The following is a 25,508-nucleotide window of genomic DNA, read 5'->3' on the forward strand; positions in this document are numbered from 1 at the left end:
ATCTGCGTTCATCGGCGGTTTTTTCTCTCAATTTAATGTATTAGTCCCGACGAATGGAATTCGCGGCTATAAAAACGAAGTCCGCCTACGCGGACTAATAGGTATTTGAACCCGCGCAGGCGGGTTTTGTCTGTGTAGCCGCGACTTCAGTCGCCCGGTACAAGATATGAACCAATACATTTTATTGTTTACACTGCTTGACTACGCAATAGTCGTAAATGACCGTCGGAAGCAATTTTCTCAAAAAAAGAATCCATTTCTATAAAAAGCTCCCAATATTCTTTATGACATCTTTCTACTAACATCTTTATAAATAAATCTTCTAATTGATTGTTACGCTTGCCTTTCCAAAGTGTATCGCTTAAGGCAACACATATCTCTTCAAAAGAACATTCTATTGTTTGCCATTGAGCATGAGAACGACAACAACGCGCCAGATTAGAATCAACTCCATTATTGATGAGTAACTTCTCACCTCAGCTTCATGATTATTACCTTTAGCTGTCAATTCTTCTGGATGAATAATTTTACCTGCATCGTGAAACACTACACCTAAACGCAAAAAACTTTCATCGAACTGCACCTGTAATTCATGCAATTTTGAGATAAGCAAATCAGCAGCTTCGCCAACCAATTTAACGTGAAGAATCAGTTTTGGTAAAGCTCCAAGTTCTTCTAGAAACTGATAAGCTTCATTGACTGTTTGAAAGGTTTTGCTTTGATGACTCATATAAAATTACTCAGCAGTTGCGTAAGTTCTGAAAGATAGCGATCGCACTTCCCATACCCAAACATATATTGAGAAATATTAAGAATACTTACTCAAAAGTTATGAATAAATATTAACTAACGGCTTTATCTTGCTAACAAGATTTGCATAAGACTAAGAATTATTTCCTTAAACAATATATATGTTGTTTAACTTAAAAGCTAAACTCTAATCATCACAAAGGTTTCAGCGATTTATACACTAATCAACAAGTAAATAGTCCTATTTCTTCAACGCTACAAGTTTTGGGACAATCAAAGACTAATAATTTCGCAATCATAGTCCACCTCTGATTTTGTTCACAAGGGAGAACGCCTGATGAAATTGGCTTACTGGATGTATGCAGGCCCAGCCCACATTGGCACTTTGCGAATCGCTAGTTCGTTTAAAAACGTTCATGCGATTATGCACGCCCCTCTCGGAGATGATTATTTTAACGTTATGCGTTCCATGCTCTCACGGGAGCGAGACTTTACCCCAGTGACAGCCAGTGTTGTAGATCGCCACGTACTAGCACGCGGTTCTCAAGAGAAGGTGGTTGATAATATTACCCGCAAAGATGCAGAGGAACACCCCGATTTAATTGTGTTAACGCCCACTTGCACCTCTAGCATTTTGCAAGAAGACTTGCAAAATTTTGTTGAACGGGCGCAGCTAGAGGCTAAAGGCGATGTCATGTTGGCGGATGTGAACCATTATCGCGTCAATGAATTGCAAGCAGGCGATCGCACCTTACATCAAATTGTCCAATTTTATATCGAGAAAGCCCGCAAAAAAGGTGAACTACCTACAACCAAAACCGAAAAGCCATCAGTTAACATCATCGGTATTTCTACCCTGGGTTTTCACAACAACCACGACTGTACAGAACTCAAAAAACTCATGGGTGATTTGGGAATTGAGGTAAATGCAGTCATTCCCGAAGGTGCTTCTGTTCACGAGTTGAAGAATTTGCCGAAAGCTTGGTTTAACTTGGTTCCTTACCGGGAACTAGGTGTAATGACAGCTAATTACCTACAAACAGAATTCGGAACTCCTTATGTAGATATTACTCCGATGGGTGTGGTAGAAACTGCCCGTTGCATCCGCAAAATTCAACAGGTAATTAACGAACAAGGCGCAAATGTTGACTATGAAGAATATATCAACGAGCAAACCTTGTATGTTTCCCAAGCGGCTTGGTTCTCCCGTTCCATTGACTGTCAGAATTTGACTGGTAAAAAAGCTGTAGTATTCGGTGACAATACCCACGCCGCCGCCCTTACCAAAATTCTCTCACGGGAAATGGGGATTCATGTAGTTTGGGCAGGAACTTACTGCAAATATGATGCTGATTGGTTCCGCGAACAGGTAAGCGAATATTGCGACGAAGTACTGATTACTGATGATCATGGCGCAATTGGGGATGCGATCGCCCGTGTCGAACCTTCAGCCATCTTCGGTACACAAATGGAACGCCACGTCGGGAAACGCTTAGATATTCCTTGCGGTGTGATTGCTGCACCAATTCACGTACAAAATTTCCCCATCGGTTATAAACCATTCTTGGGTTACGAAGGTACAAATCAAATCACAGATTTAATCTACAATTCCTTTACTTTAGGAATGGAAGACCATTTATTAGAAATATTTGGTGGACACGATACTAAAGAAGTAATTACGAAAGGAATTTCCGCCGAATCTGATTTGAATTGGACAAAAGATGGTTTAGCGGAATTGAATAAAATACCTGGATTTGTACGCGGTAAAGTCAAGCGCAATACAGAGAAATTTGCCCGCGATCGTGGTTTCAAAGATATCAGTGCTGAGGTGCTGTACGCCGCCAAAGAAGCTGTCGGAGCTTAGTTTGACCAAGTTCAAATTCACCATATCAGGTTAATTTGATAAGTCTTAAAAGAGGTTCATAAGCATTTGGCTTGTGAGCCTTTTTTGATTCAATATTTTTGGCTACTCTGGCAGTAGTAATATGTTTAAAATCTATGAAACTCACGTCAAATTTAGTAATCCAAGATGAAAAGCTCACAAAATATTTACTTGTTTACCACGCTGAGAGTGATAAATCAGGATATTTAGCTTTAGCAGGCTATAGCCTAGATAACTGGGAAGTTCTGAAGAGCGATATAATAAAAGCTATGGAAGTTGCTGAAATCGCCAAAGTAAAGCAAACTAATTGGGGTATTCAGTTTGAAGTTAAAAGTGAATGGTATGGGCCAAATGGCCGATTAATCAAGGTGATCACTATTTGGCAACAAGATGAAGGAAGCGATTCAGTGAGATTTATAACACTAAAACCTGACAGGTCACAGGAGAAGTAAGAAATGACACAAGTTAGCTTATTTCAGTGGGTAGAACTGAAACATGATGTACCTAACACTCCTGTAAAAGCTGGTTATCAGGGAGTTGTCTTAGACTATCTCAACCCTACTAAAACTCAGAAAGAACCTGGATATATATTAGAAGTCTTTCAAGATGGCGAAACATTAGATGTGGTTTCTGTACCTATTTCTTGGGTAAAACCTCTATCTCAAATTTGGGGAAGTACTGAAAGTGCTTCAAAACAGACCGCTTAAGCGAGAATATTATTATTCAGATAGCCATTTTTCGTAGTTACAATTCATCAGAATTTGCTTAATAGAATCTATAACTTCAGATGAAAAAGTCTCCATTGTTCCAACTCGATAAACATCGTTGAGGACAACGTAGTAATTTTTTCCTGTGTACTCAGCGACAACTTGAGCCAAACTGCGATCAGACAGATGCTCGTACAGTATGGATAGTAAAGGTAAATATTGGCGATCTTCGATACCTTGCGGAAAAGCACACTGGAGTAACTGATAAGTACTTACTAAATGTGGTGAGATCGTCTTTTGCATGATTTATTTAGCTACCTGTCAATGAATAGGGGAGATGAAGATAAATATTAAAATCAACTCCTTGGGCGCTGGCTGCACGCACAGCTTTAGCATCAGCTGTCATCGTTACAATACCCATTTGGTCGCCTGTCCCTAGAATGATTATATCGTTGGGGTCTAAGCTTCGGGTTGGTTTTAATTTTTGTGCTGCTGAAGAAGGATTATCTGGAACAACAATAACTCTTTGCAAAAAACGATTTACTCTTGTCTGTTCCAGACTACCTGCTGAGTATTGGACAATATTGATGAATTCATCAAATGCAGTTCGTGTCATTATCATCTGTTGATTATTGACGAACCTCCGCAGTTCGTAGCGAACAGGAGAACCTTCAGCAATAAACGCAACTGCGGTATTAGTATCTAAATTAATCACGTTTTGTGCAAATTAAAAAGCGCAGTGCTAAGTATATCGCGGTATATCGCGCTTCTAAAACTGCTTCCTATGATGTACTAAAAAGCCTAAAGCATTAGCCAAATATACCATCATGTTTATTTAGTAAGTGATGACCGGATTGATTTTCTCCAAGCTTGATATCACTACTAAGTATTAAAAGAATTTGTAAAACCATTTTGTCAGTTGTGGAAGCCTATCCATAGCTCTCAATTTGTAGTTATTTTTATTACATTTTCCTAACAAGCAATATTAAATGGCAAGGTATTGCTCTCCTCCACACCTTGACATAGCAAGGATTTTACGATAAGCACGAAAGCTATTACAAACCATTTAAGGATGAATACTGATAAATAAAATTTAATGCTCATCAATTATTACAATACAAGCTTATTAGTAGAGCGATCCCGCAAAGGAAAATAGCTTACCTACTGATTAACCGTTGTATTTCCAGCAACGAGGTATAAAAAATTATCAAAAAAACTTGGTAGTTGCCGATCAAAAAAATTGGGGTAGGCATGATAAGGTTTAAATCCTATTGTTTCTTTTCGCGCTTCTCATCATGTATCTACACTATCTAGAAACCAAACACCTTGAAGAATTAGTCAAGGGCAGTAGTATAGATTTACACCTAGCGCAATTAAATTTTAAGTCTCTCCAAGGTGCGATCGCCTACGAATATCTGTTAATTTCAGAATTACTACCCCGCACTAACACTGGCATGGTAAAAAGCGGCTGGTTGCAGCGTTACAGTCATATAACTGCTGGCGGTTGGTGGTGTGGGGGACTAGATCCGCTAAATAATTGGCAAGCAATGGAATGGGGATGCTTTAAGCCAAATCAACCCCGGATCAAGGATAATGGCAAACCCATCAAATACGAACATCCTCCCAGCACACCCACCAGGGTATTTTGTTTGCGGGTGACGCTGGAAATCTGGCAAGAAACTGCACAGCGTTACAATCTCACCTTACCTGCAAATATCAGCGTTGATGCTAACGGCGAAGCGGTGGGTTTTTGGGAATGGGTGATGGAACAGAACATACCCGTGATTATTTGCGAAGGTGCAAAAAAGGCGGCTGCATTGTTATCACAGGGGTATGCGGCGATCGCAGTTCCGGGAATCACTAGCGGTTATCGAGTCGTCAAAGATGGATTTGGTAAAGTCACCCGTCGTCAACTAATTCCTGACTTAGCGTTGTTTGCGACTGCAAAACGCCACATATATATATGTTTTGATTTTGAAACTCAACCTAAGACTATAGCAGCAGTGAATAATGCGATCGCTCAACTTGGCTGCTTATTCCAAGAAAAAAAATTGCTTAGTCAAAGTAATCGAACTTCCAGGGCCAGAAAAAGGCGTTGATGAATTAATCGTTGCCAAAAATAGTCACGCCTTCGACAAAGTTTATCGCCAAAGTGTTGATTTAGAAATCTACCTCGCACACACCAAACCCCATACAGAATTAACCATTCCGGCTGCACTCACCATCAACCGTCCCTATTTAGGTGAAATAGCTTTTCCCAACTCAGGGTTAGTCGGCGTTAAATCAGCAAAAGGCACAGGTAAAACCACAGCATTACAAAATATTGTTCAACAAGCCAAAACCAAAAATCAACCCATCTTATTAATTACCCACAGAATCCAACTGGGAAAATTTTTATGTGACAAAATTGGAATTCAGTGGGGTTTAAACACTAATAATAGTTTATTTTCTTACCTTGACAGTCAAACGACCGAATCTCTTGGTTTATGTATTGACTCTATTTGGAAAATCAATGTAGATAAATGGCAAGGCGGAATAGTTATTTTAGATGAAGTTGAGCAATTATTATGGCATTTATTAAATAGTGATACTTGTAAAAACAAACGTGTCAAAATCTTAAAAAATTTCCAAAAACTAATCGCTACAGTTTTGCAAACTGGCGGTTTAGTCATTGCCCAAGATGCTGATTTGTCAGATGTATCTTTAGAATATTTGCAAGGTTTATCGGGAATAAAAATTATACCTTGGTTACTTGTCAACCAATGGCAACCTGTACGCGGTTGGGATATAACTTTTTATGATTCACCCAACCCGACACCTTTAATTCATCAACTAGAATTAGATTTACTCGCAGGTCGTAAATGTTATGTCACTACTGATAGTAGGTCGGGACGCTATAGCTGTGAGACTATTGAAAATTATCTCAAAGAACGTTTAGAAAAATTACGTTATCAATTTCCAAAAAGTTTAGTAATTAGTAGCAGAACTACAAATACACCTGACCATCCAGCCGTTGAATTTGTCGGCAATATTAACCAAAAAATTGGTGAATACGACACAATTTTTGTTACTCCCAGTCTAGGAACTGGTATTAGTATTGATGTTCAACATTTTGATAGAGTTTACGGCATATTTCAAGGCGTAATTCCTGATACTGAAGCCAGACAAGCCTTAGCCAGAGTCAGAGATAATGTGCCTCGGATTGTTTGGTGTGCTAAACGAGGAATTGGTTTAATAGGTAGTGGTAGCACCAACTATCGTTTATTATCGGATTGGTATCAAGCCAATCAAAAAGAAAATTTAGCTTTACTTAGTCCACTGCATAAAATAGATGTGGATTTGCCTTTAGTATATGACCCAATTCATTTACGGACTTGGGCGAAATTATCTGCTAGAGTCAATGCTTCTATTCGCCTTTATCGTCAGTCTATGCAAGATGGATTTACCACTGACGGACATCAAATTTGGTTGCGGAGTAATGCAGTTCACAATAATATTATTCGGGATTTGCGTTTAGCTTTTTTGGCAACTGACGCTAATGATTTAGCAACACGCAAGCGATTAATTTTAGAAATTGTCAAAGTCCAAAGAGATTGGACAGATAAGCGGCAAAAAGCTAAAGATATTAAACGGCAAATGAAAGAAATCAAGCTAAAAAATCAATTAGCTACTGCCAAGATTATTGCAGATTCTCCAGATATAAATTATGTAGAATATCAACAGTTATCATCTAAAAACTCTCTCACAGATTTAGAGTGTCATCAAATACATAAATATACGCTCAAACAAAAGTATGGCGTAGAAGTTACACCAGAACTCAAATTAAAAGATGACCAAGGTTATTACTCACAATTATTAATTCACTATTATTTAACCCATGAAAGTGATTATTTTCATGTTAGAGACCAGCATGAATGGCAACAGCAATTACTGTTAGGCGAGGGTAAAGTTTTCTTACCAGATATCAAGACTTATACTGTCAAAGTTGAAGCAATGAAGGCTTTAGGAATGCTAGAGTTTCTCGACTCAGAACGAATTTTTATTGAAAATGACCCTGATTTACTTTGGTTACAAGATGTGGTTTATCAGCACAGTCAACATATCAAACGAGTTTTAGGAATTAACTTAGCTAGGGAGGAAGAAGTAACTTCGCCAATTAAAATTCTTAGCAAGTTACTCAAGTTATTGGGATTAAAATTAAAAGTTAGTAATCAAGGTTATCAAATAGACTCAGAAACTTTATACGATAGTAGAGATAAAATATTTGCCGCTTGGTATCAACGTGATGAGTTGATGTTAGCTAATTTTAAAGGTGTACAATTAGAGATGAAGGATTTTTCTAATTGGAAATTTGAGCCTGTTAAGCAGCAATCTGTATTAGCTAGTTTATCAACAAGATGAATTACTCAATGCTATGACTGCATTTTGCCCACCAAAGCCAAAGCTAAAACATAAGATATTTTGAATTGAGCTTTGTTGGGCAGTCATGACAAAATTTAAATCAAATTCTGGTTGTTGTAAGCCGACACAAGGGGGTAAAATTTGCTGTTGCAAAGCTTTGCAAGAAAAAGCAATTCCTAAAGCACCAGAAGCGCCTAAAGTGTGTCCTGTCGCGCCTTTGGTGGAACTGATGGCTACTGTTTTGGGAAATAACTGTTGGATGATTTTACTTTCAATTTTGTCGTTTAATTGTGTAGCTGTACCGTGGGCGTGAATGTAATTGATATCATTTGGTGTGAGATGACTGCGTTCTAGACATTGTTTAATTGCAGCGATCGCGCTTTTGCCATAAGGCTCAGGTTGATTGGTATGATAAGCATCTGCGGTTAAACCAAAACCCAAAATTTCACCATAAACTTTCGCTTGGCGTTGCTTGGCTAACTCTGCTGATTCTAAAACTAACACCGCCCCACCTTCACCCAAAACTAAACCTTCTCGCTGTACATCAAAAGGATAAGCACCAGTTTTGGCTAAAGCATTCATCTGCTGAAACCCGCAAATAGTTAACGGTGTAATTGGTGCTTCCACTGCGCCAGCAATTACCCTTTGACATCGCCCAGTTTGGATTAATAAAGCAGCTTGGGAAATCGCCCAAATCCCTGTAGCACAAGCCGCCATCGGTGCAGAAACTATTTCAACTGCGCCAATTTGTCTAGCAGCTGCGATCGCATTTGTATGGGGTAAGATATCTAACCAATCTTCTAATGCGTAATTGCTATCTTTCCCATTCATCCCCCTAGCCAAAGATTCCCACGCACCTTGATAACTGCGACTCGAACCAATAACTACAGCACAGTCAGGTAATGGGGGATGTAAACCAGCATCTTGTAACGCAGAAGCAACAACCATCTGAGTCAGCATTTGTAACTCAGATGGTTGTTTCCCAATCAAGCCGAGAGGAACTGATTCAAGTTCTGCAAATGGTTGCTGATATTGAATTCCTGACTTACCTGCTAACAAATTTTGCCAGCTATCTTCTAAGCTTGTGCCTAAAGCAGAGACTAAACCAATACCAGTGACAACAACCTTAACCAATTTGATGAGTCAGAAACGGGATGAGGAAAGTATAAAGTGTGTAGTCTGAAGTCTGAAGTGTGACGTAATACATTTTTGAACAAGATAACCCAGAGGTTAGGACTTAGGCATAAAAACGAAAAATCTAGGGTTTGGGGGAGGGTAAAAGGGTATAGGGGTGTATGGGTGTAGATATTCCCCCTTACAAACATACACCCTCACACCCTTTCACCCCTACACCTAATCTCCACAGACAATCTTTGTGCGTAAGCCTGATACTTCTATCGCGTAATATCTGGATCTAAAACGATACGCGAACCAGTCTCATCAACGTGATAAGTCCAAGACTGACGACGCACTCGTACAATTACTTCCCAACCTTCGATGGGGTCAAATTGTTGGGTACAAACTTCGCCAAAGTTGAACACACAACGATTACTAAAGGTCTTGCGCGTAGCTTGAGTAATTCTGACATCATTCACATCTTCGCCAGAACGCCGCGCCGCATCTCTTAATATTCTATCTGCGATCGCTCTTGGTAATTGATAGCTGTTATCGTTGTTATCGGAACCGGAATTAGTAATATCTGGGTCTAAAACGATTTGAGAACCAGATTCATTACTGTGATAAGTCCAAGACTGACGACGCACTTGCACAATTACTTCCCAACCTTCAATGGGGTTATATTCTTCGGTGCAGACTTCGCCAAAGTTAAACACACAGCGATTACTAAAGGTTTTGCGAGTGGCTTGGGTAATTCTTAAATCATTCACATCTTCACCAGAACGCCGCGCTGCATCTCGTAAAATATTGTTAGCGATCGCTCTGGGTAATTGATAACTGTTATCTGAATTTGAGTCGTCAATTTGCGGATCTAAAACAATCCGTGAACCAGATTCATCAACATGATAAGTCCAAGACTGTCCTTGAACTCTAACAATTACTTCCCAACCTTCAATGGGGTTATATTCTCTAGTACAAACTTCGCCAAAATTGAACTCACAAGAATTACCAAAGGTTTTACGAGTAGCTTGAGTAATTCGTAAATTGTTAATGCTGACACCAGAACGACGGGAAGCATCTTGTAAAATATTGTTGGTGATCGCCCTGGGTAATTGATAGCTGTTATCTGAATTTGAATCAGTACTATTGGGATCTAAAACGATTTGAGAACCAGACTCATTGCTGTGGTAAGTCCAAGACTGTCCATCAACGCTGACAATTACTTCCCACCCTTGAATCGGGTTATATTCCCTAGTGCAAACTTCCCCAAAATTAAATATGCAGGGATTCCCAAAAGTTTTGCGCGTAGCTTGAGTAATTCTCACCTGATTGGTTGATACTCTAGCACGCCGAGCCGCATCACGAATTATAGTGTTTGCAATTGCCCTGGGTAAGCGATTGGTACGATTACGAAAATGGTCTGGTAAGCGTTGCGAAAGTTGTACCGATTCTCCAAGTGGCGCAGCTTCCGCCAAATAATTACCCGCAAATCCTTGTCCAAAAGATAGCAAACTAGTTAAAGCCAGAGTCAAAGCAACACCTCTAGGAAACTGACTGGCGCTGTTGATTATGGGAAATAACTTTATATTTGATTTCATACCGTCATACCTGCGTAAGTAAAAATACTATTTTCAAAAGTCAAACGTCGTCGAAAGGTTGGACTTTTGCGTAGCTATTGTAGGTGGGTTGACGGATGACAAAGGTTGATTGTTGCTGATGTTGCTTGGTAATCTTCTGGTGCGCTTTATTTTCTCCACAAGGAAGTTAAATTCTAAGTATCATTCAAGATGCAAAAAGACTTATCTCAATGTTATTGTTGACTCTGCTTGTTGTAAAAAGTACATTAACAATCTTTCCATCTTCAGCTAAGGCGGAAGGAAATTTAATAGAAGGAAGTCTTATAATTAGTGACACAAAACTCTAAAACAGGCGCAGCATTCATCGCTGGAGGAAGCCTAGCAGGTGCGGGTATTTCCGCGACAGTTGGCGGAATGGGATTAGCTGGCGGATTTGGTGCAGTTGGAATTGGAACTACACCTGTTATTGGTGCTGGTGCTGTGCTGGTGCGGCTTTTTATGGTGCTTTCAAGGCTGTAGCTGCGGGAGATGCGGCGGCTTTTGGCGCGATGGGAATTGGTGCTGTTTGTGGTGCTGGCTTTTCTAGTGTTGTTGGTGGTATGGGAATAGTTGCACCTAAAGTCGGTTTGGCGTTTGGTATTGGGACTGTACCAATGGCTGGTGTTGGCGCAGTTTTAGGAATGGCAGCTTATGGTTTTGCTAAGTTATTAGATGAATCTGAGGTTAAGGAAACTCCTGCACAGCTTTTTGAACGGATGGAAGAAAAAGTTTTGCAGATGGATTATTATAATGCCGCAGTCATAGAGTTAGGTTTATTTTTGTCTGGTGAGGATCTCAACCGAAAATTTGCGGCTTTAGAAGTTGAGGAGGAGTTACAGGCGCTGAAAACTGAATTTTCTACTGTCAATCATGAATCAAAAACTGTAACTTCAAATCTGGAAATACCTGAAACTTGGAAATGTATTAAAACGTTCAAGGGACATTTAGGAAGAGTAAATGCGATCGCTATCACTCCTGATGGTAATACTTTAGTTAGTGGCAGTGATGATCGACAAATCAATCTCTGGAATCTTAAAACAGGAAAATGGCTTTATACTTTCTCTGGTCAAGCAGAGGCGGTTCTATCTCTGGCTATCAGTCCTGATGGAAAACAAATTGCTAGTGGCTGTGTTGACCGCAAAATTAGTACTTGGCAACTAGATAAACAAAAAATTTTTGCGGACATTTTTTTTATTTAAACTCTCCCTACAGTCATCATGGCTTTGTTAACTCAGTTGTATATAGTTCTGATGGCAGATTTCTTGCTAGTGGTAGTGCTGATAAAACTATCAGAATTTGGGGAGGTTATACAGGCAATTTAAAATTGACTTTAAATGGACATACCGACGCGGTTTTATATGTTGCTATTAGTTCTGATAGTAAAGTTTTAGCTAGTGGTAGTGCGGATAAAACTATTCGGATTTGGGACTGTACGACCTGGAAACAATTAGATATTTTCACAGAACATTCGGCTGCTGTAAATACTTTATTGATCACCCCTGATGGTTATAGTTTAATTAGTGGTAGTACAGATACTACTATCAAACTCTGGAATCTTCATACAAGAAAATTAGTTCAAACTTTGACTGGACATTCAGAAGCAGTTTTATCTCTAGCTATGAGTGCTGATGGACAAATTCTAGCTAGTAGTACTCGCAAAACTGTCAAACTCTGGCATATCCCAACGGGGAATTTATTACAAACTCTACCTGGTTTTAGTCCTGTCGCCTTTACGCCTGATAGTCAAATGTTAGTCAGTGGTGGTAACGGCGGTACTATCAAAATTTGGAGCCTGCAAGGTCTGAATGAGTTGACTGGCAATTCTTTATTGTCTCAGGAATGGTGGGAAGTTTTAGGTGTAGATGTTGATGCTCAACCTCAAGATGTCAAGTTTGCTTACCTGCAATTAGCTAGACAATATCATCCTGATGTGAACAATTCTGCAAATGCTCAAGCATCGATGCAAGTCATCAATCAAGCTTATCAAAAATTTCAAGTGCAACGGAAGTTGAGATGAAGGTGCGATCGCACGTACACTTCAAAAATATTAATTATTTTTTACACTACTTAAAAGTGTGATAAAAAAGTTACTGTGATCCTTAAAAAATGTTGAACATTTTATGATTAACGTCAGCGAAGCTCTAGAACCTCTTGCAGCTTGGTTCCGTTCGTTGGGAATACCCCAGCCGATTGTGGAATGGGGACATCCTGTGATGATGGGAATTGTTGTGGTAGTGATGGGTAGCTATGTTGCATGGACTGGTTGGCGCGGGAGGCTGGCGCAGGATAAAGATGAGTCTTTTAACAACCGGATGAGTCATCGTCTCCTAGCACCTTGGATGTTTTTCTTTTTGGCTGCGGGTTATCCTGGTGGAGTTTTATCTTTAGTGATGCAGCGCCACCCAATTTTTGAAAGTCCTCATTTTTGGACAGGTTCGCTTGTACTAATACTTTTATTAATTAATAGTTTACTGACGTTGGGTGGTTTTGGTGGTGATAAACCGACTTTACGTACTACTCATGCCTATTTAGGTAGCGGAATTTTGGGGCTGTTGGTTATTCATGGTGTGTTGGGGTTGATTTAATCGATTGAGATTGGGTGTAGGTGTTCAAAATCCTAACATTTTATACCTTAATTTTTCACATCATTGCGTCAATTCTATTAGTTTAGATACACAAAGCCCGCATTTGCGGGCTTTGTTTGTATGAATCTAATAAACTATACTTCACCAAAAGCATCAATATTTGAGTGCTGCCCAGTTGAGAGTTTGAATTGTCTTATGCTTCAGACGAGTGGTGTGATTATTTGCCTCGGTTATATTTTTGGGTTGTTGTTTACAGCCGTTCCTTGGGGTGGGGTATGGGTTTTAATTTTGGCGATAGTGGGAGCAGTTTTTTTTGAGAAAGCGCACCATACCACCCCAACCCAAAGAAAGCATTGTCAGCAAGAGTAAAGCCACGCCCAATATTTGGCAATCATTCCCTCATCCGCGAGTTTGGTTAGTTGCTGGTTTGGTAGGATTGTTAGCAACCTTTTATTTTCAATTGCGATCGCCTCAACCAAGTATCAAAGATATTAGTCAATTTGTCCCCGCAGATAATGTGGCGAATCAAGAACAACTATTTATTGTGCGTGGTGAAGTAGAAACTAGTCCCCGCTTAACTCGCAGTCAACGCGGACAATTTTGGTTAGCAGCGACTCAGTTAGATGAAATTAAAAATGGCAATGGCCCAGCCAGTGTACCCAAAGGTGTTACAGGTAAATTGTATGTAACTTTACCACTGCTGCAAGCGACTGGCTTACATCCTGGGCAAGAAATTGCTGTCACAGGGATTTTATATAAACCAAAAGCTGCTTCTAACCCTGGTGCATTTGACTTTCAAAAATATCTCAAACAAGAAGGATCATTTGCTGGTTTGATCGGAAGGCAAATCAATATTATCAATGATGAGAATACATGGGGATGGTGGCAAATTCGGGAGCGGATTTTAAAATCACTAGTTGAAAGTTTAGGCATTCCCGCAGGAACGCTGGTGAGTGCAATGGTTTTGGGTAGCAAAGCGGTTGATTTGCCTTATGATATTCGGGATTTATTTGTCAAAGCTGGAATGGCTCATGCTTTGGCTGCATCTGGCTTTCAAACTTCGTTAATTTTAGGCGTAATCTTACAGCTAACAAAACGCACAAATAAGGCAATTCAATTTACACTCGGATTTTTAGGTTTAATGATTTTTCTTGGTTTATCAGGATTTCAACCTGCGGTATTAAGAGCCGTAATTATGGGTAGTGCGGCGTTAGTTGGATTGTTATTAGATAGAAAAGTCAAACAATTTGGTTCGCTTTTATTAGCTGCAACTTTATTATTATTATTTAATCCTGCGTGGATTTGGGATTTAGGTTTTCAACTGAGTTTTTTAGCCACATTAGGATTAATTGTCACTGTCCCAGCAATCACAGAAAAACTGAATTGGCTACCTCCGGCGATCGCATCTTTAATTGCTGTACCTTTAGCCGCAACAATTTGGACTTTACCTGTACAACTTGCAGTGTTTGGTGTAGTTCCGGCTTATAGTTTGTTGCTGAATATGATTACTACGCCATTTATTTCAGTGATTAGTATTGGTGGTATTATCAGTGCGATCGCTGCATTAGCATCATTTAATCTTGGTAGTATTCTGGCTGGAGTCTTACAATATCCTAGCGATTGGCTAATTCAGTTGGTAGAATTTTTTTAGTAATCTCCCCGGAAACTCATTAGTAGTGGGGAGTATTTCAACTTGGCAAATGTTAGGCGTTTATGCTTTGATTCTTTTAGTTTGCTTAGTTAAATGGTGGCAAAAACGCTGGTGGTTTGCTGGGTTAATGATATTTGGCTTAGTACTTGTTCCCGCTTGGCATTCAGCAAACACATTATTTCGGATTACTGTATTAGAAGCTGCTACAGAACCAGTTGTTGTCATTCAAGACAAAGGCAATGTCACCTTAATTAACAGTGGTGATGAAGGTACTGGACGTTACACAATTGTACCATTTTTACAACAGCAAGGCGTGAATAAAATTGAATGGGCGATCGCTAGTGATTTTGACAATAACGATAATAATGCTTGGTTAGAAGTAGTGCAAACTATCCCCATTAAAAATTTCTACAAATATGCTCTCAAACCAGAAACTAACCTCACAAATCAAGAAATTCAACAAGAAATTCAAAAACATCAAGGTATTTATCAAACTGTTATTCCGGGACAACAAGTAGTTACAGGTTTAACAGTTGCCCAATTAATTAAAGAGAAATTACCTGTTTTATACTTACAAATTCAAAATCAAACTTGGTTACTAGTAGGTGATGTAGAACCTCAAGAAATAGAAAGATTAGCTAAATCTGGCAATTTACCAAGTCCCCAAGTATTATGGTGTACGCCGGAAGCTTTGAAAGATTTAATTAAATTGTTTCAGCCAAAAGTAGCTATTGCTACCTCTACTAGCCTTGAGCCAAAAATTATGACTGAACTCAGTAAAAACACAACACAAATTTTTCTCACCGGACGTGATGGAGCAATTCAATGGACACCTAATAATCAGTTTGAATCGTTTATTCAAGAAACAGAAAATAAATCATCTGTTTTATAGACAGGACTTATACACAAATATTTTCTGTGGAGACTGAGTTTAGGAGTTGTGGGGTGCAAGGTGTAAATATACCCCGCTTACTGAGCGACTTGTACCAAGCAAAGTTGAAGTAAGTCAAAGTACAGCCTCTCTTTAACCCTTGATTTTTCGTTTTTATGCGTAAGTTTTAATATTTTTCATCAACCTCTAGACACCCGATTTCTGCAAAAGTTGGGTGTCTAAACTATTTCTATTTTTGCAGTATTTATGATGATGTTAAAAAAATGCAACAAAGTTATAAGAGAAATAGTGTCGGTTCAAAATACATCCTAAACTAGTTGAAAAAATCTTAAGTATATGCAAAAGTACCGCTTAGGGAAAGTAGTGGTTTTCTTTGGCAACTTTCCCTTAACTATTCGTGTACCCGCAGCACCACGGAATGAGCAGTTAAATTTTTTGCGCGATCGCATAATTTTTCATGCCAATAACCTTGTAGAACATGGATTATGGGAAGAACCATTGAGTGATTGTGAACTGGAAAGAATTATGGCAGATGTGGAAATTGAGCCAGTATTTTTTCCCCAGTTTTGTGATGTTGTAGCTTATCCTGGGCAGATATTGAGAAAACTATTCAGAAATTAAAGAAAAATCAAAAATCAATAGACATATTGCCAGAGTCTTGATTTGCAAACTTTTCTTTGCGTTTGTAGGCAAACCAAAAAATTCAATTTTGAATTCTGACTCCTGAGTTCTTTATATTAAACCTAATTCTGCCAAAGCCACAGCACCCCACAGTGGTGCATCATCACCCAAAGCCGCCGGAAGAATTTCAAAATCTATTTCTGGTAAGGCGGTTTCACGGGCTGTTTTCTGTACTTCCTGCCACCAAAGTTCTCCCGCTTTTGTCACACTACCGCCTAAAATAAACCGTTGTGGGTTAATCAAATTCGCTACATTCCCAATACCCACTCCCAAAGCCCAAGCACCATTTTGCAAAATATTAATTGCTAACTCATCACCTTGTGCCGCAGCGTCACTGATCATTTTGCCAGTGATTAAATCTAAATTGTCATTGACTAAGCTACGTAGTTGTTTACCTGAAAAGTGATTTGCTGGTTTTAATAAATATTCTTTGGCATCTTGAGCCATATAAGGGCCTGATGCTAGTCTTTCTACACATCCTCGTTTACCACATAAACACACTGGCCCCGCAGGATTAACTACTATATGTCCAATTTCACCAGCCATACCTGCGTTACCACGCCAAGGTTTACCATTAAGTATCCAACCACCGCCGACACCAGTGCTGATGGTGACATAAAACAAGCTATCGTATCCTTGACCAGCACCAAAGCGATGTTCACCCAAAGCTGCAACATTAGCATCGTTATCTACACTTGTAGGTACACCAAATTCTTGTTCTAGCAAGTGTTTGAGAGGTATATTTTCCCAGCCAAGGACATGATGCGAAAGTCGCACTGTTCCTGTAGTAAAGTCTACAGGTCCGCCAAAACTGACACCGATAGCTGAGGGAGTTTCACCTTGGAGTAAATTATAGATGAGCGATCGCATAATTTCTAAATCAGTCTTAGCAGTAGCACCTGTGGGTGAGAGACAACGTTCATAACGCAACCATTGACGTGAACCAAGTTGAGTTATGGCTGCGGCTAACTTAGTACCACCAAAATCAAGAGCTAGAATTAATGTCATTTGTTTGAATAAGCTAAATGCGATCGCTTATTTAGCTTACTAGCGATGCAAAATTCCAATCAAGCACACAGCCTACAACAGTTTTTGGCTGTAGATTTTGTTAGGATATATATTTTCAAAATAAGTAATAGCAACTTCGCCAAATACCTTAACAGCAGTCGCCCCAATTACAGGTTGAACAACTTGTCCAATACCAGGAACCAATCCTGCTATTATACCGCCCATCTCAAATAAAAATTGTCCACCACCCATTGCGATGATTGCGGCGGCTGTTGCGCCAGCGCCACTAGCAGGAATTAAATTCACACCATAAACTTGAGCAATTCTACTAACCACAGCCGCCTGTACACCAGCTAAACCAGCTTGAAAAGTAACTACACCAATCATAAAAGTTCCACCAGTAATTCCAGCTGCTGCTCCCGCTCCCATCATTAACCAAAGTTCATCTCTAGCTTGGTCACGACAATATTTATTCATAGCAGAATTCTCGCTACCAAAAAGTATTTATTTTTTGTCTACTCAGGAAATTTCAAAGCCATGACTGGGTAGATGCAGCGATCAGCATTAGCTCTCAAAATACTTTACGTTTCTAGCCTTTATCGGCAGGGACAGATAATACTTCTATAAAAAACATCTCTCTCCCTTGTCTCCCTTATCTCTATTTTTCACATATAAACTAAGACTGCTATAAGCTTATATGTATGATATTTTCTCAAAATATTGACAATATCCATCTCTAGATATGATCAATTAGAAAATTTAGCTATTTTTGATACACTTAACGGGTTTATTTATAAATAATTAAATTTTTCAAATAGAGATGTGAATTTTCACATCTCTATTTTTTGATTTGATTTAACGATTTTTTGTCTCAAAATCTCTCAGCCGCACTTCATTTTCCCGTTTCCCAGTTCTGAGAGAATCTTCATAATTTCTGGTGGTTGGTGAATGTTGGCGTTCTTTATTAGCGTAATAAGGTTTACTAGATTCACTTCTGCTTATTCTGCGGTCTTTAGCAGTGTAATAAGGTGGTGCTGTTTCTACTCTATGATTTTTTGCAGAATAATAGCCATCAGCCAACACATAATTACTCGGTAAGCTAATCAAAATCACAAAACCAGCTAGGATAAATATGGCAATTTTGCTCATTAACTGACGAAGAAAACTTTGAATGTTTAGCATGGAAAAATTCCCCTATGTCTGAAACAAATGCCTAAATGCTAAAAATACTAATTGCAATTAACGTCTTCCTCTAGGCTAATTATCTGTATATAAAAAGGAAGGTGATAAATATTCACCTTCCTTAATTGAGAATCTTATTGGTTAAATTTAGGCAATAGTTACATCTGGTGATAAATAAACATCTTGAATAGCGTGAAAAAGTTTCACACCTTCTTCAAATGGACGCTGGAACGCTTTACGTCCAGAAATTAAGCCAGTACCACCAGCCCGTTTATTAATGACAGCCGTACGTACTGCTTCCGCAAAATCATTTTTACCAGATGCTCCACCAGAATTAATTAATCCTGCTCTACCAGCATAGCAATTTAATACTTGATAACGAGTTAAATCTATGGGATGGTCAGTGGTTAATTCTGTGTAAACTCGCTCATTGGTTTTACCGTAACTTTCACCTGTAGCTTTAGCAACTGCACCATAACCATTGTTATATTCAGGTAATTTTTGCTTGATAATATCGGCTTCAATGGTTACGCCTAAATGATTCGCCTGTCCAGTTAAATCAGCCGCTAGATGATAATCTTTATCTTGTTTGAAAGCATTATTCCGCAAATAGCACCACAGAATAGTCACCATACCCAATTCATGGGCGCGTTCAAATGCACGACTAATTTCTTGAATTTGTCTGGTTGATTGTTCGGAACCAAAGTAAATTGTTGCACCGATGGCGGCTGCACCTAAATTCCAAGCTTGTTCAACACTAGCAAATAAGACTTGATCAAATTGGTTAGGAAAGGTTAAAAGTTCGTTATGGTTGATTTTGACAATAAACGGAATTTTGTGTGCATATTTGCGTGAGACAATGCCTAATACCCCTAAAGTTGTTGCAACAGCATTACAACCACCTGCTATTGCTAATTTGACGATATTTTCTGGGTCAAAATATATGGGGTTTGGCGCAAAAGATGCTCCAGCCGAGTGTTCAATGCCTTGGTCAACAGGTAAAATTGAAAGATAGCCAGTATTTGCCAAACGACCAGTAGAATAAAGTTGTTGCAGATTCCGCAACACTTGAGGATTGCGATCGCTATTTAGCCAGACTCGATCTACAAAGTCTGGCCCTGGTAAATGCAATAAATCTTGAGAAACTTTGGCTTTATAATTCAGCAGGTCTTCTGCTTCTTTACCCAACACTGACTCGATAGAATTAGCCTCTATCAATGTAGTAGTCATAGCACTTTCCTCAAACTTGAGAAAATAAGTTGGCTTTTACCCTAGCATTCTGACATTTTATCTCTCAGACAACTTATTATTTCAGCAAAAACTTATTTTTTAAATCTAGAAGAAATTCTTTATATTTTTTAGAAGAAAAATTACTATAAAGTAATCAGATAAACACCGATAATTCACCTGTGTTTACCCGTGATTAATATAAACTTAAGTAGGATTCTAGCCGATAAACTTAAGTTTATATTTAGTTTTACAAATTAGTCATATACCAGAAGATACAAACATTTCTATCTATAGCCGTCTTATTTGCTAGATGAATAAAAGAGACAAGGAAGATAGGGAAGACAAGGGAGAGAGATGTTTGTCGAACATTGAGGTGTTCTATAAAGATAGATAACTTAATTCATTAGCATCTATCAAAAGTTATATTTAATATTAAAGACAAAAATTAATACCAGATCGATATGAAGAAGCATACAATTAGCCTACGTTCGGCTTTGCCGTTACCGATAGGCTAGGAAAATTAATTGTATAGCCCCATACTTCTAGTCCGAGGGATTCTCTTGCTCTATTTGATTCGCATCAGTCCATTAAGTTAGTTTTCTTTTGACTTTATAAACACTCTCTAAATCTGGCAAATTATTGTTATGGAGAGTAATTATATATTTAGTTATGTTACCTAAACCCAAGCGATATTGGACACCCCAGCACTGGGCAAGTTGGAAACCCTTTGGCATTGGCGAACAGTATCCCAACAACTATTGGGAGGTATTTCGGGCTATTTGGCTGTCACGGGATAAATTACCTTATGCGTGGAATATTCTCAATCAAGGTGTGTGTGATGGCTGTGCTTTAGGCACAACGGGAATGAAAGATTGGACACTAGATGGCATTCATCTCTGCAATGTGCGGTTGCGATTATTGCGGATGAATACGATGTCAGCATTAGATCCGCAGATTCTCGCAGATGTATCGCAATTACAAGCACAAAAAACTTCGCAATTACGTGACTTGGGGCGACTTCCTTACCCGATGATACGCCGACGTGGGGAAAAAGGTTTTCGTCGTCTTAGCTGGGATGAAGCTTTAGATTTCATTGCCCATCGTATCCGCGCCACCACACCAGACAGACTGAGTTTTTACATTACTAGCCGTGGTACGGTCAATGAAACTTATTACGTGACTCAAAAAGCTGTCCGCGCAATGGGTAGTAATAATATTGATAATGCCGCTCGGATTTGTCATTCCCCAAGTACCGCAGCCTTAAAAACATCTTTGGGGGCGGGGGCAACTACTTGTTCTTATAAAGACTGGATAGGTACTGATTTATTAGTGTTTATTGGTTCTAATGTCGCCAATAATCAACCAGTCACCGTCAAGTATCTTCACTACGCCAAAAAAGCCGGCACCAAAATTGTCGTGATTAATACCTATCGAGAACCAGGAATGGAACGGTATTGGGTTCCTTCAATTGTCGAAAGTGCTTTATTTGGGACTAAGTTTGCCGAAGATTTCTTTTTGGTAAATACTGGTGGTGATATGGCATTTTTGAATGGAACCATCAAGCATTTGATTGCTTATGGATGGGTAGACAAGTCATTTATCGACAGTTACACCACAGGTTTTACAGAACTCAAAGCATCTCTAGAACAACAATCTTGGGAAGAATTAGAAAGGCTTTCCGGCGCATCTCGCTATGAGATGCAAGCCTTTGCCCAAATCATTGCAGCAGCTAATAAAGCGGTGTTTGTTTGGAGTATGGGCATTACGCAGCATGAATGTGGTGAAGATAATGTCCGCAGTATTATCAATTTGGCGCTGACTAAGGGTTTCGTGGGGCGAGAAGGCTGTGGGTTAATGCCTATTCGCGGTCACTCTGGGGTGCAAGGTGGTGCAGAGATGGGATGTTACGCTACGGTGTTTCCAGGTGGTAAACCGATTAACTCAGAAAATGCTGCTGATTTGAGTCAAAAATGGGGCTTTGAAGTACCAAGCATCAGGGGTTTAATTGCGCCGGAAATGATTGATGCTGCTTACGACAAGCAATTAGATGTGTTGTTTTCTGTGGGAGGGAATTTTTTAGAAGTTCTACCAGAACCAGATTATGTGGAAGGTGCTTTGCAACGTATCCCTTTACGGGTACATACAGATATTGTACTGTCTAGCCAAATGTTAGTAGAACCAGCAGATACTGTAATTTTATTACCTGCCACTACTCGCTATGAAGTACCAGGGGGTGTGACGGAAACCTCTACAGAACGCCGAATAATTTTTAGTCCAGAAATTCCTGGTCCCCGTATTGGTGAGGCGCTACCAGAGTGGGAGGTGTTTGTGGAATTGGCAAAACGGGTGCGTCCAGATTTAGCAGAGAAAATTGATTTTGAGAATACGGCAGCGATTCGTGAAGAAATTGCCCAAGTTGTGCCATTATACGCCGGGATTCAACACTTACGGCAGGCGGGTGATCAATTTCAATATGGTGGTTCTCATTTGTGCTTTGGCTGGAATTTTGCCACACCCGATGGGAAAGCCCACTTTACAGCTTTATCACCCGCAGCAAAAGAAATACCAGAAGGTTGCTTTTTGGTGGCGACACGTCGGGGTAAGCAGTTTAATAGTATGGTGCAAGAACGCAAAGATGCGATTACTGGGGCTTTGCGCGAGGCGGTGTTAATGAATGCGGTTGATGCTGCTAAGTTGAAATTAAAAGATGGGGATCAAGTAATTTTGAAGAATAAATTGGGTGAGTTAACTGGCAGAATTTATCTAGCACCAATTCAGCGCGGAAATTTACAAGTTCATTGGCCAGAGGGGAATGTATTGCTTGATAAAAGTAAGCGATCGCTCGAAGGAGTCCCAGATTACAATGCTGTCGTAAGGCTGGAAAAACTCACCTAAATTATCTTCCAGAAGATTAATATGTTAGGAGCGATCGCTGGTGACATCATCGGTTCGGTATATGAAGTTAACAATATTAAAACCAAAGATTTTCCCTTATTCGATAGGCAATGTCGTTTCACAGATGATACTGTGCTAACAGTGGCAGTGGCCGAAATGATTCTCGATGGTGCAAACTCCCTCGACAGTAGTCAATACATTGAGCAATTTAAGTCTTATTTCCGCCGCTACCCCTACGCTGGTTATGGCAGCACTTTTAGAAATTGGGCAAACTCTAACGATAGTCAGCCCTACAATAGTTGGGGTAACGGTTCGGCAATGCGCGTCAGTCCCATTGGCTTTGCTTTAAATGACTTAGATACCGTCCTCGAAACAGCTAAAAGTTGTGCTGTTGTGACTCACAATCATCCTGAAGGTATCAAAGGCGCTCAAGCCACAGCCGCAGCTATATTTCTGGCTCGCACAGGTCATGATAAACTGGCGATTAAAAATTATTTGCAAAATACCTTCGGCTACGATTTAGAAATTACCCTTGACGAAATTCGACCCACTTACAAATTTGATGTTTCTTGTCAAGGTTCCGTCCCCCAAGCAGTTATCGCCTTTTTAGAATCAACCAATTACGAAGATGCAATTCGTAATGCAATTTCTTTGGGTGGTGACAGTGACACCATTGCTTGTATTACAGGTGGTATTGCTCAAGCATATTATCATGGCGTACCAAAAGCGATCGCTGACCAAGCCCTATCTCATTTAAATGATCATTTATACACAATTACTCAAAGGTTTATGTTGCAGTACTGTAACTATTGCTGACAGTATGAAGTCTGAAGTCTGAAATGAAGAAAGCCCTATAGTCAGCTTGTTTGCAATTTATAAAGGTTGTTTTATTTCCACAGACTTGTACTAGTATTTGTTCATTGAGAGTAAATCTCAGCATTCTCTGATACCCAAAATTTTATTTACTGTTTCAATTTTTAGGGTAATTGGTATCAGTTGGTGTATCTACTATTTTCATTCAGAAAATTGCAGAAAATCGTGTATTTTCTTTTTCCCCTTGCCTCCTGCTCCCCTGCGCTCTATTTTAAAGTGAAAAGGTGTTACTCCCTCTCGGCTTGACTCGTAAGTATGGAATTTATTGGCGAACTATTAGATAAACGCTATAAAATTATCAAAAAACTTGGTGAAGGAAACTTTGGCGAAACCTATTTAGCAAGGGATCATAAACGTCCGAGTAAACCTGCTTGTGTAGTGAAGCGACTCAAGCCCAAGCATACCCATCCCAGAGTACTGGAACTATTTGAGCAAGAAGCAATTATCCTCGAAAAATTGGGAGAACACCCCCAAATTCCTCGCCTTTTGGCTCATTTTGCCCTTGATAATGACTTATACATTGTGCAAGATTATGTCGAAGGACATACCCTGCGAGCCGAAATTTTACCAAGAAGGCAAATGGCAGAAGTTGATGTCATCAAGCTGCTACATGATATTTTAGAAGTTTTGGTTTTTGTGCATCAAAATAACGTGATTCATCGGGATCTCAAACCCGAAAATATCATGCGGCGCAAACATGATCATAAAATTGTGTTGATTGACTTTGGCTCTGTGAGAGAGCTTGGCTCTATCTCTGTTGACATATATAGAATGATTCGGACTAGTGTAGTGGTTGGGACTCCAGGTTATATCCCCAATGAACAAGCCAAAGGTAAACCTCGGTTATGCAGCGATATTTATGCTTTAGGAATGATGGCTATTGAAGCCTTAACAGGTATTTCTCCCCATCAATTACAAGAAGATCCTGACACGGGTAAACCTATCTGGCGAGATTGTGTCAAAGTTAGTTATGCTTTGGCAGATGTGATTGAAACCATGATATGCGATCGCTACACCCTCCGCTATCCCTCAGCCACGGAAACATTGCAAGCCCTAATTACAACTCAAATCATACCCTTCAGTGCCATATTATCTCCACCAATCAACTCCAACCCACCAAGAGAATCACCATTAAATCTGGAACCAGAGTTAGAAACTGTCTTGTTACCCCTAGAACAATTCGAGTTTGAAATCGCAAATATTTCCGAAACAAGATGGTTAGGTTCTCAACCAACTTATGAAGTTAACCGTGATTCCGGCACAGCCCAAGGTTTCATAGAAGATTTAAATCATGAAATTACCTTGGCAATGGTATCTCTTCCTGGTGGGCAATTCCTTATGGGTTCCCCAGATGATGAACCAGAACGATTTCATAGCGAAAGTCCCCAACATCTTGTCAAAATTTCACCCTTCTTTCTCAGTAAATTTCCCATCACTCAAGCACAATGGCAAGCAGTGGCCACACTACCCCCAATTAACCGCCATCTTGATCCCACACCAGCTAGTGTTAAGGGTACAAATCTCCCAGTCGAGCAAGTTTCTTGGGAAGATGCCGTGGAATTTTGCGCGAGACTGGCTGATAAAACCGGACGCAACTATCGCCTACCCAGCGAAGCTGAGTGGGAATATGCTTGTCGTGCCAAAACCACCACACCCTTTTATTTTGGTGACAAGCTAATACCTAGCTTGGCTAATTACAACAACAGTTCTCCCTACAATCCAGAATCAGGAAATTATTCACAAACAACCATAGTCGGCAGTTTTCCCGCCAACGCTTTTGGTTTATATGATATGCACGGCAATGTTTGGGAATGGTGCGGAGATCACTGGCATAAAAATTACCAAGGCGCACCTGTGGATGGCAGTGTGTGGCTGTCTAATAATCATGAACTGAAATCGCGCGTCATTCGGGGTGGTTCTTGGAAAAGTTCTTCTCGCTTATGTCGTTCTGCTTATCGTAGCTGGAATCCTCAAGATGGACGGGGCAACCTTCTGGGATTTCGGGTGGCTATTTCTTTATCAGATTTTTAGGAGTTTTG

22 protein-coding genes and 1 pseudogene are annotated in these 25,508 nt (G+C 39.7%); 14 read left to right on the forward strand and 9 right to left on the reverse strand.

All coding sequences use genetic code 11. The features are described from left to right. Nucleotides 1-394: 394 nt before the first annotated feature. Complete coding sequence (locus tag ACX27_RS32750; protein ID WP_200929906.1) at nt 395-730, reverse strand: hypothetical protein; 336 nt, start codon at nt 728-730, stop codon at nt 395-397. A gap of 357 nt (nt 731-1,087) precedes the next feature. On the opposite strand from ACX27_RS32750, the gene bchB reads away from it, so the two are divergent. From bchB to ACX27_RS05100, 3 genes are all read left to right on the forward strand, one after another. Further along, complete coding sequence (bchB, locus tag ACX27_RS05090; RefSeq protein WP_062289274.1) at nt 1,088-2,614, forward strand: ferredoxin:protochlorophyllide reductase (ATP-dependent) subunit B; 1,527 nt, start codon at nt 1,088-1,090, stop codon at nt 2,612-2,614. Nucleotides 2,615-2,712: 98 nt separating this feature from the next. Next, complete coding sequence (locus tag ACX27_RS05095; protein ID WP_144427402.1) at nt 2,713-3,084, forward strand: DUF6883 domain-containing protein; 372 nt, start codon at nt 2,713-2,715, stop codon at nt 3,082-3,084. A gap of 3 nt (nt 3,085-3,087) precedes the next feature. Continuing rightward, complete coding sequence (locus ACX27_RS05100; RefSeq protein ID WP_062289278.1) at nt 3,088-3,339, forward strand: hypothetical protein; 252 nt, start codon at nt 3,088-3,090, stop codon at nt 3,337-3,339. 12 nt (nt 3,340-3,351) lie between these two features. Here the strand turns inward: ACX27_RS05100 and ACX27_RS05105 are convergent, their stop codons facing one another. Both ACX27_RS05105 and ACX27_RS05110 read right to left on the reverse strand, forming a co-directional pair. After that, on the reverse strand, nt 3,352-3,642 hold the full coding sequence (locus ACX27_RS05105) for a DUF3349 domain-containing protein (RefSeq protein WP_062289280.1): 291 nt from the start codon (nt 3,640-3,642) through the stop codon (nt 3,352-3,354). Between the two features lie 7 nt (nt 3,643-3,649). Continuing rightward, nucleotides 3,650-4,054, reverse strand: coding sequence for a DUF1308 domain-containing protein (locus ACX27_RS05110; RefSeq protein WP_062289282.1), 405 nt, complete (start codon nt 4,052-4,054; stop codon nt 3,650-3,652). 580 nt (nt 4,055-4,634) lie between these two features. Between ACX27_RS05110 and ACX27_RS35635 the strand changes: the two genes are divergently transcribed. Next, complete coding sequence (locus ACX27_RS35635) at nt 4,635-5,438, forward strand: DUF3854 domain-containing protein (protein ID WP_418006761.1); 804 nt, start codon at nt 4,635-4,637, stop codon at nt 5,436-5,438. Then, nucleotides 5,350-7,740: a plasmid replication protein, CyRepA1 family gene (locus ACX27_RS05115; protein WP_418006763.1), complete on the forward strand. Its 2,391-nt coding sequence runs from the start codon at nt 5,350-5,352 to the stop codon at nt 7,738-7,740. The genes ACX27_RS35635 and ACX27_RS05115 overlap by 89 nt, the downstream gene beginning before the upstream one ends. Here the strand turns inward: ACX27_RS05115 and ACX27_RS05120 are convergent. Then, nucleotides 7,729-8,874, reverse strand: a complete 1,146-nt coding sequence (locus ACX27_RS05120) for a beta-ketoacyl-ACP synthase (RefSeq protein WP_062289284.1) — start codon at nt 8,872-8,874, stop codon at nt 7,729-7,731. The genes ACX27_RS05115 and ACX27_RS05120 overlap by 12 nt on opposite strands. A gap of 260 nt (nt 8,875-9,134) precedes the next feature. Continuing rightward, nucleotides 9,135-10,454 (reverse strand): hypothetical protein, encoded by a 1,320-nt coding sequence (locus ACX27_RS05125; protein WP_062289287.1) that lies wholly within the window; start codon nt 10,452-10,454, stop codon nt 9,135-9,137. A 309-nt stretch (nt 10,455-10,763) separates the two neighbouring features. On the opposite strand from ACX27_RS05125, the gene ACX27_RS33355 reads away from it, so the two are divergent. The 6 genes and pseudogenes from ACX27_RS33355 to ACX27_RS05145 all read left to right on the forward strand — a co-directional run bounded on the left by ACX27_RS33355 (nt 10,764) and on the right by ACX27_RS05145 (nt 16,221). Continuing rightward, the gene (locus tag ACX27_RS33355; RefSeq protein ID WP_235526508.1) at nt 10,764-10,952 is read left to right on the forward strand and encodes a hypothetical protein; all 189 of its coding nucleotides are present in this window, start codon (nt 10,764-10,766) and stop codon (nt 10,950-10,952) included. Between the two features lie 29 nt (nt 10,953-10,981). Beyond that, entirely contained in the window at nt 10,982-11,671 is a 690-nt protein-coding gene (locus ACX27_RS33360) for a hypothetical protein (protein ID WP_235526509.1), read from the forward strand. 125 nt (nt 11,672-11,796) lie between these two features. Continuing rightward, entirely contained in the window at nt 11,797-12,489 is a 693-nt protein-coding gene (locus ACX27_RS33370; protein ID WP_235526510.1) for a DnaJ domain-containing protein, read from the forward strand. A gap of 103 nt (nt 12,490-12,592) precedes the next feature. Continuing rightward, complete coding sequence (locus ACX27_RS05135; protein ID WP_062289290.1) at nt 12,593-13,057, forward strand: DUF4079 domain-containing protein; 465 nt, start codon at nt 12,593-12,595, stop codon at nt 13,055-13,057. A 195-nt stretch (nt 13,058-13,252) separates the two neighbouring features. After that, a pseudogene (locus tag ACX27_RS05140) lies at nt 13,253-15,600 on the forward strand (ComEC/Rec2 family competence protein). Nucleotides 15,601-15,936: 336 nt separating this feature from the next. Next, nucleotides 15,937-16,221, forward strand: coding sequence for a hypothetical protein (locus ACX27_RS05145; RefSeq protein ID WP_062289294.1), 285 nt, complete (start codon nt 15,937-15,939; stop codon nt 16,219-16,221). Nucleotides 16,222-16,332: 111 nt separating this feature from the next. On the opposite strand, the gene ACX27_RS05150 is transcribed toward ACX27_RS05145, so the two are convergent. The 4 genes from ACX27_RS05150 to ACX27_RS05165 all read right to left on the reverse strand — a co-directional run bounded on the left by ACX27_RS05150 (nt 16,333) and on the right by ACX27_RS05165 (nt 19,701). Continuing rightward, the gene (locus ACX27_RS05150) at nt 16,333-17,289 is read right to left on the reverse strand and encodes an ROK family protein (protein WP_062289296.1); all 957 of its coding nucleotides are present in this window, start codon (nt 17,287-17,289) and stop codon (nt 16,333-16,335) included. Nucleotides 17,290-17,361: 72 nt separating this feature from the next. Continuing rightward, nucleotides 17,362-17,766, reverse strand: coding sequence for a hypothetical protein (locus ACX27_RS05155; protein WP_062289299.1), 405 nt, complete (start codon nt 17,764-17,766; stop codon nt 17,362-17,364). Nucleotides 17,767-18,144: 378 nt separating this feature from the next. Beyond that, nucleotides 18,145-18,471: a hypothetical protein gene (locus ACX27_RS05160; RefSeq protein ID WP_062289300.1), complete on the reverse strand. Its 327-nt coding sequence runs from the start codon at nt 18,469-18,471 to the stop codon at nt 18,145-18,147. A gap of 147 nt (nt 18,472-18,618) precedes the next feature. Next, complete coding sequence (locus tag ACX27_RS05165; RefSeq protein WP_062289303.1) at nt 18,619-19,701, reverse strand: class I fructose-bisphosphate aldolase; 1,083 nt, start codon at nt 19,699-19,701, stop codon at nt 18,619-18,621. Nucleotides 19,702-20,370: 669 nt separating this feature from the next. Here ACX27_RS05165 and ACX27_RS05170 point away from each other — a divergent pair. The 3 genes from ACX27_RS05170 (at nt 20,371) to ACX27_RS05180 (ending at nt 25,500) form a co-directional block, all read left to right on the forward strand. Then, on the forward strand, nt 20,371-22,596 hold the full coding sequence (locus ACX27_RS05170) for an FdhF/YdeP family oxidoreductase (RefSeq protein WP_062289305.1): 2,226 nt from the start codon (nt 20,371-20,373) through the stop codon (nt 22,594-22,596). Between the two features lie 21 nt (nt 22,597-22,617). Further along, a complete protein-coding gene (locus ACX27_RS05175; RefSeq protein ID WP_062289307.1) occupies nt 22,618-23,412 on the forward strand; it encodes an ADP-ribosylglycohydrolase family protein in 795 nt (264 codons plus the stop codon). Nucleotides 23,413-23,724: 312 nt separating this feature from the next. Further along, the gene (locus tag ACX27_RS05180) at nt 23,725-25,500 is read left to right on the forward strand and encodes a bifunctional serine/threonine-protein kinase/formylglycine-generating enzyme family protein (RefSeq protein ID WP_062289310.1); all 1,776 of its coding nucleotides are present in this window, start codon (nt 23,725-23,727) and stop codon (nt 25,498-25,500) included. Nucleotides 25,501-25,508 lie beyond the last annotated feature (8 nt).

It is taken from the genome of Nostoc piscinale CENA21 (assembly GCF_001298445.1).
In the GTDB taxonomy this organism is placed as follows: Bacteria; Cyanobacteriota; Cyanobacteriia; order Cyanobacteriales; family Nostocaceae; genus Nostoc_B; species Nostoc_B piscinale_A.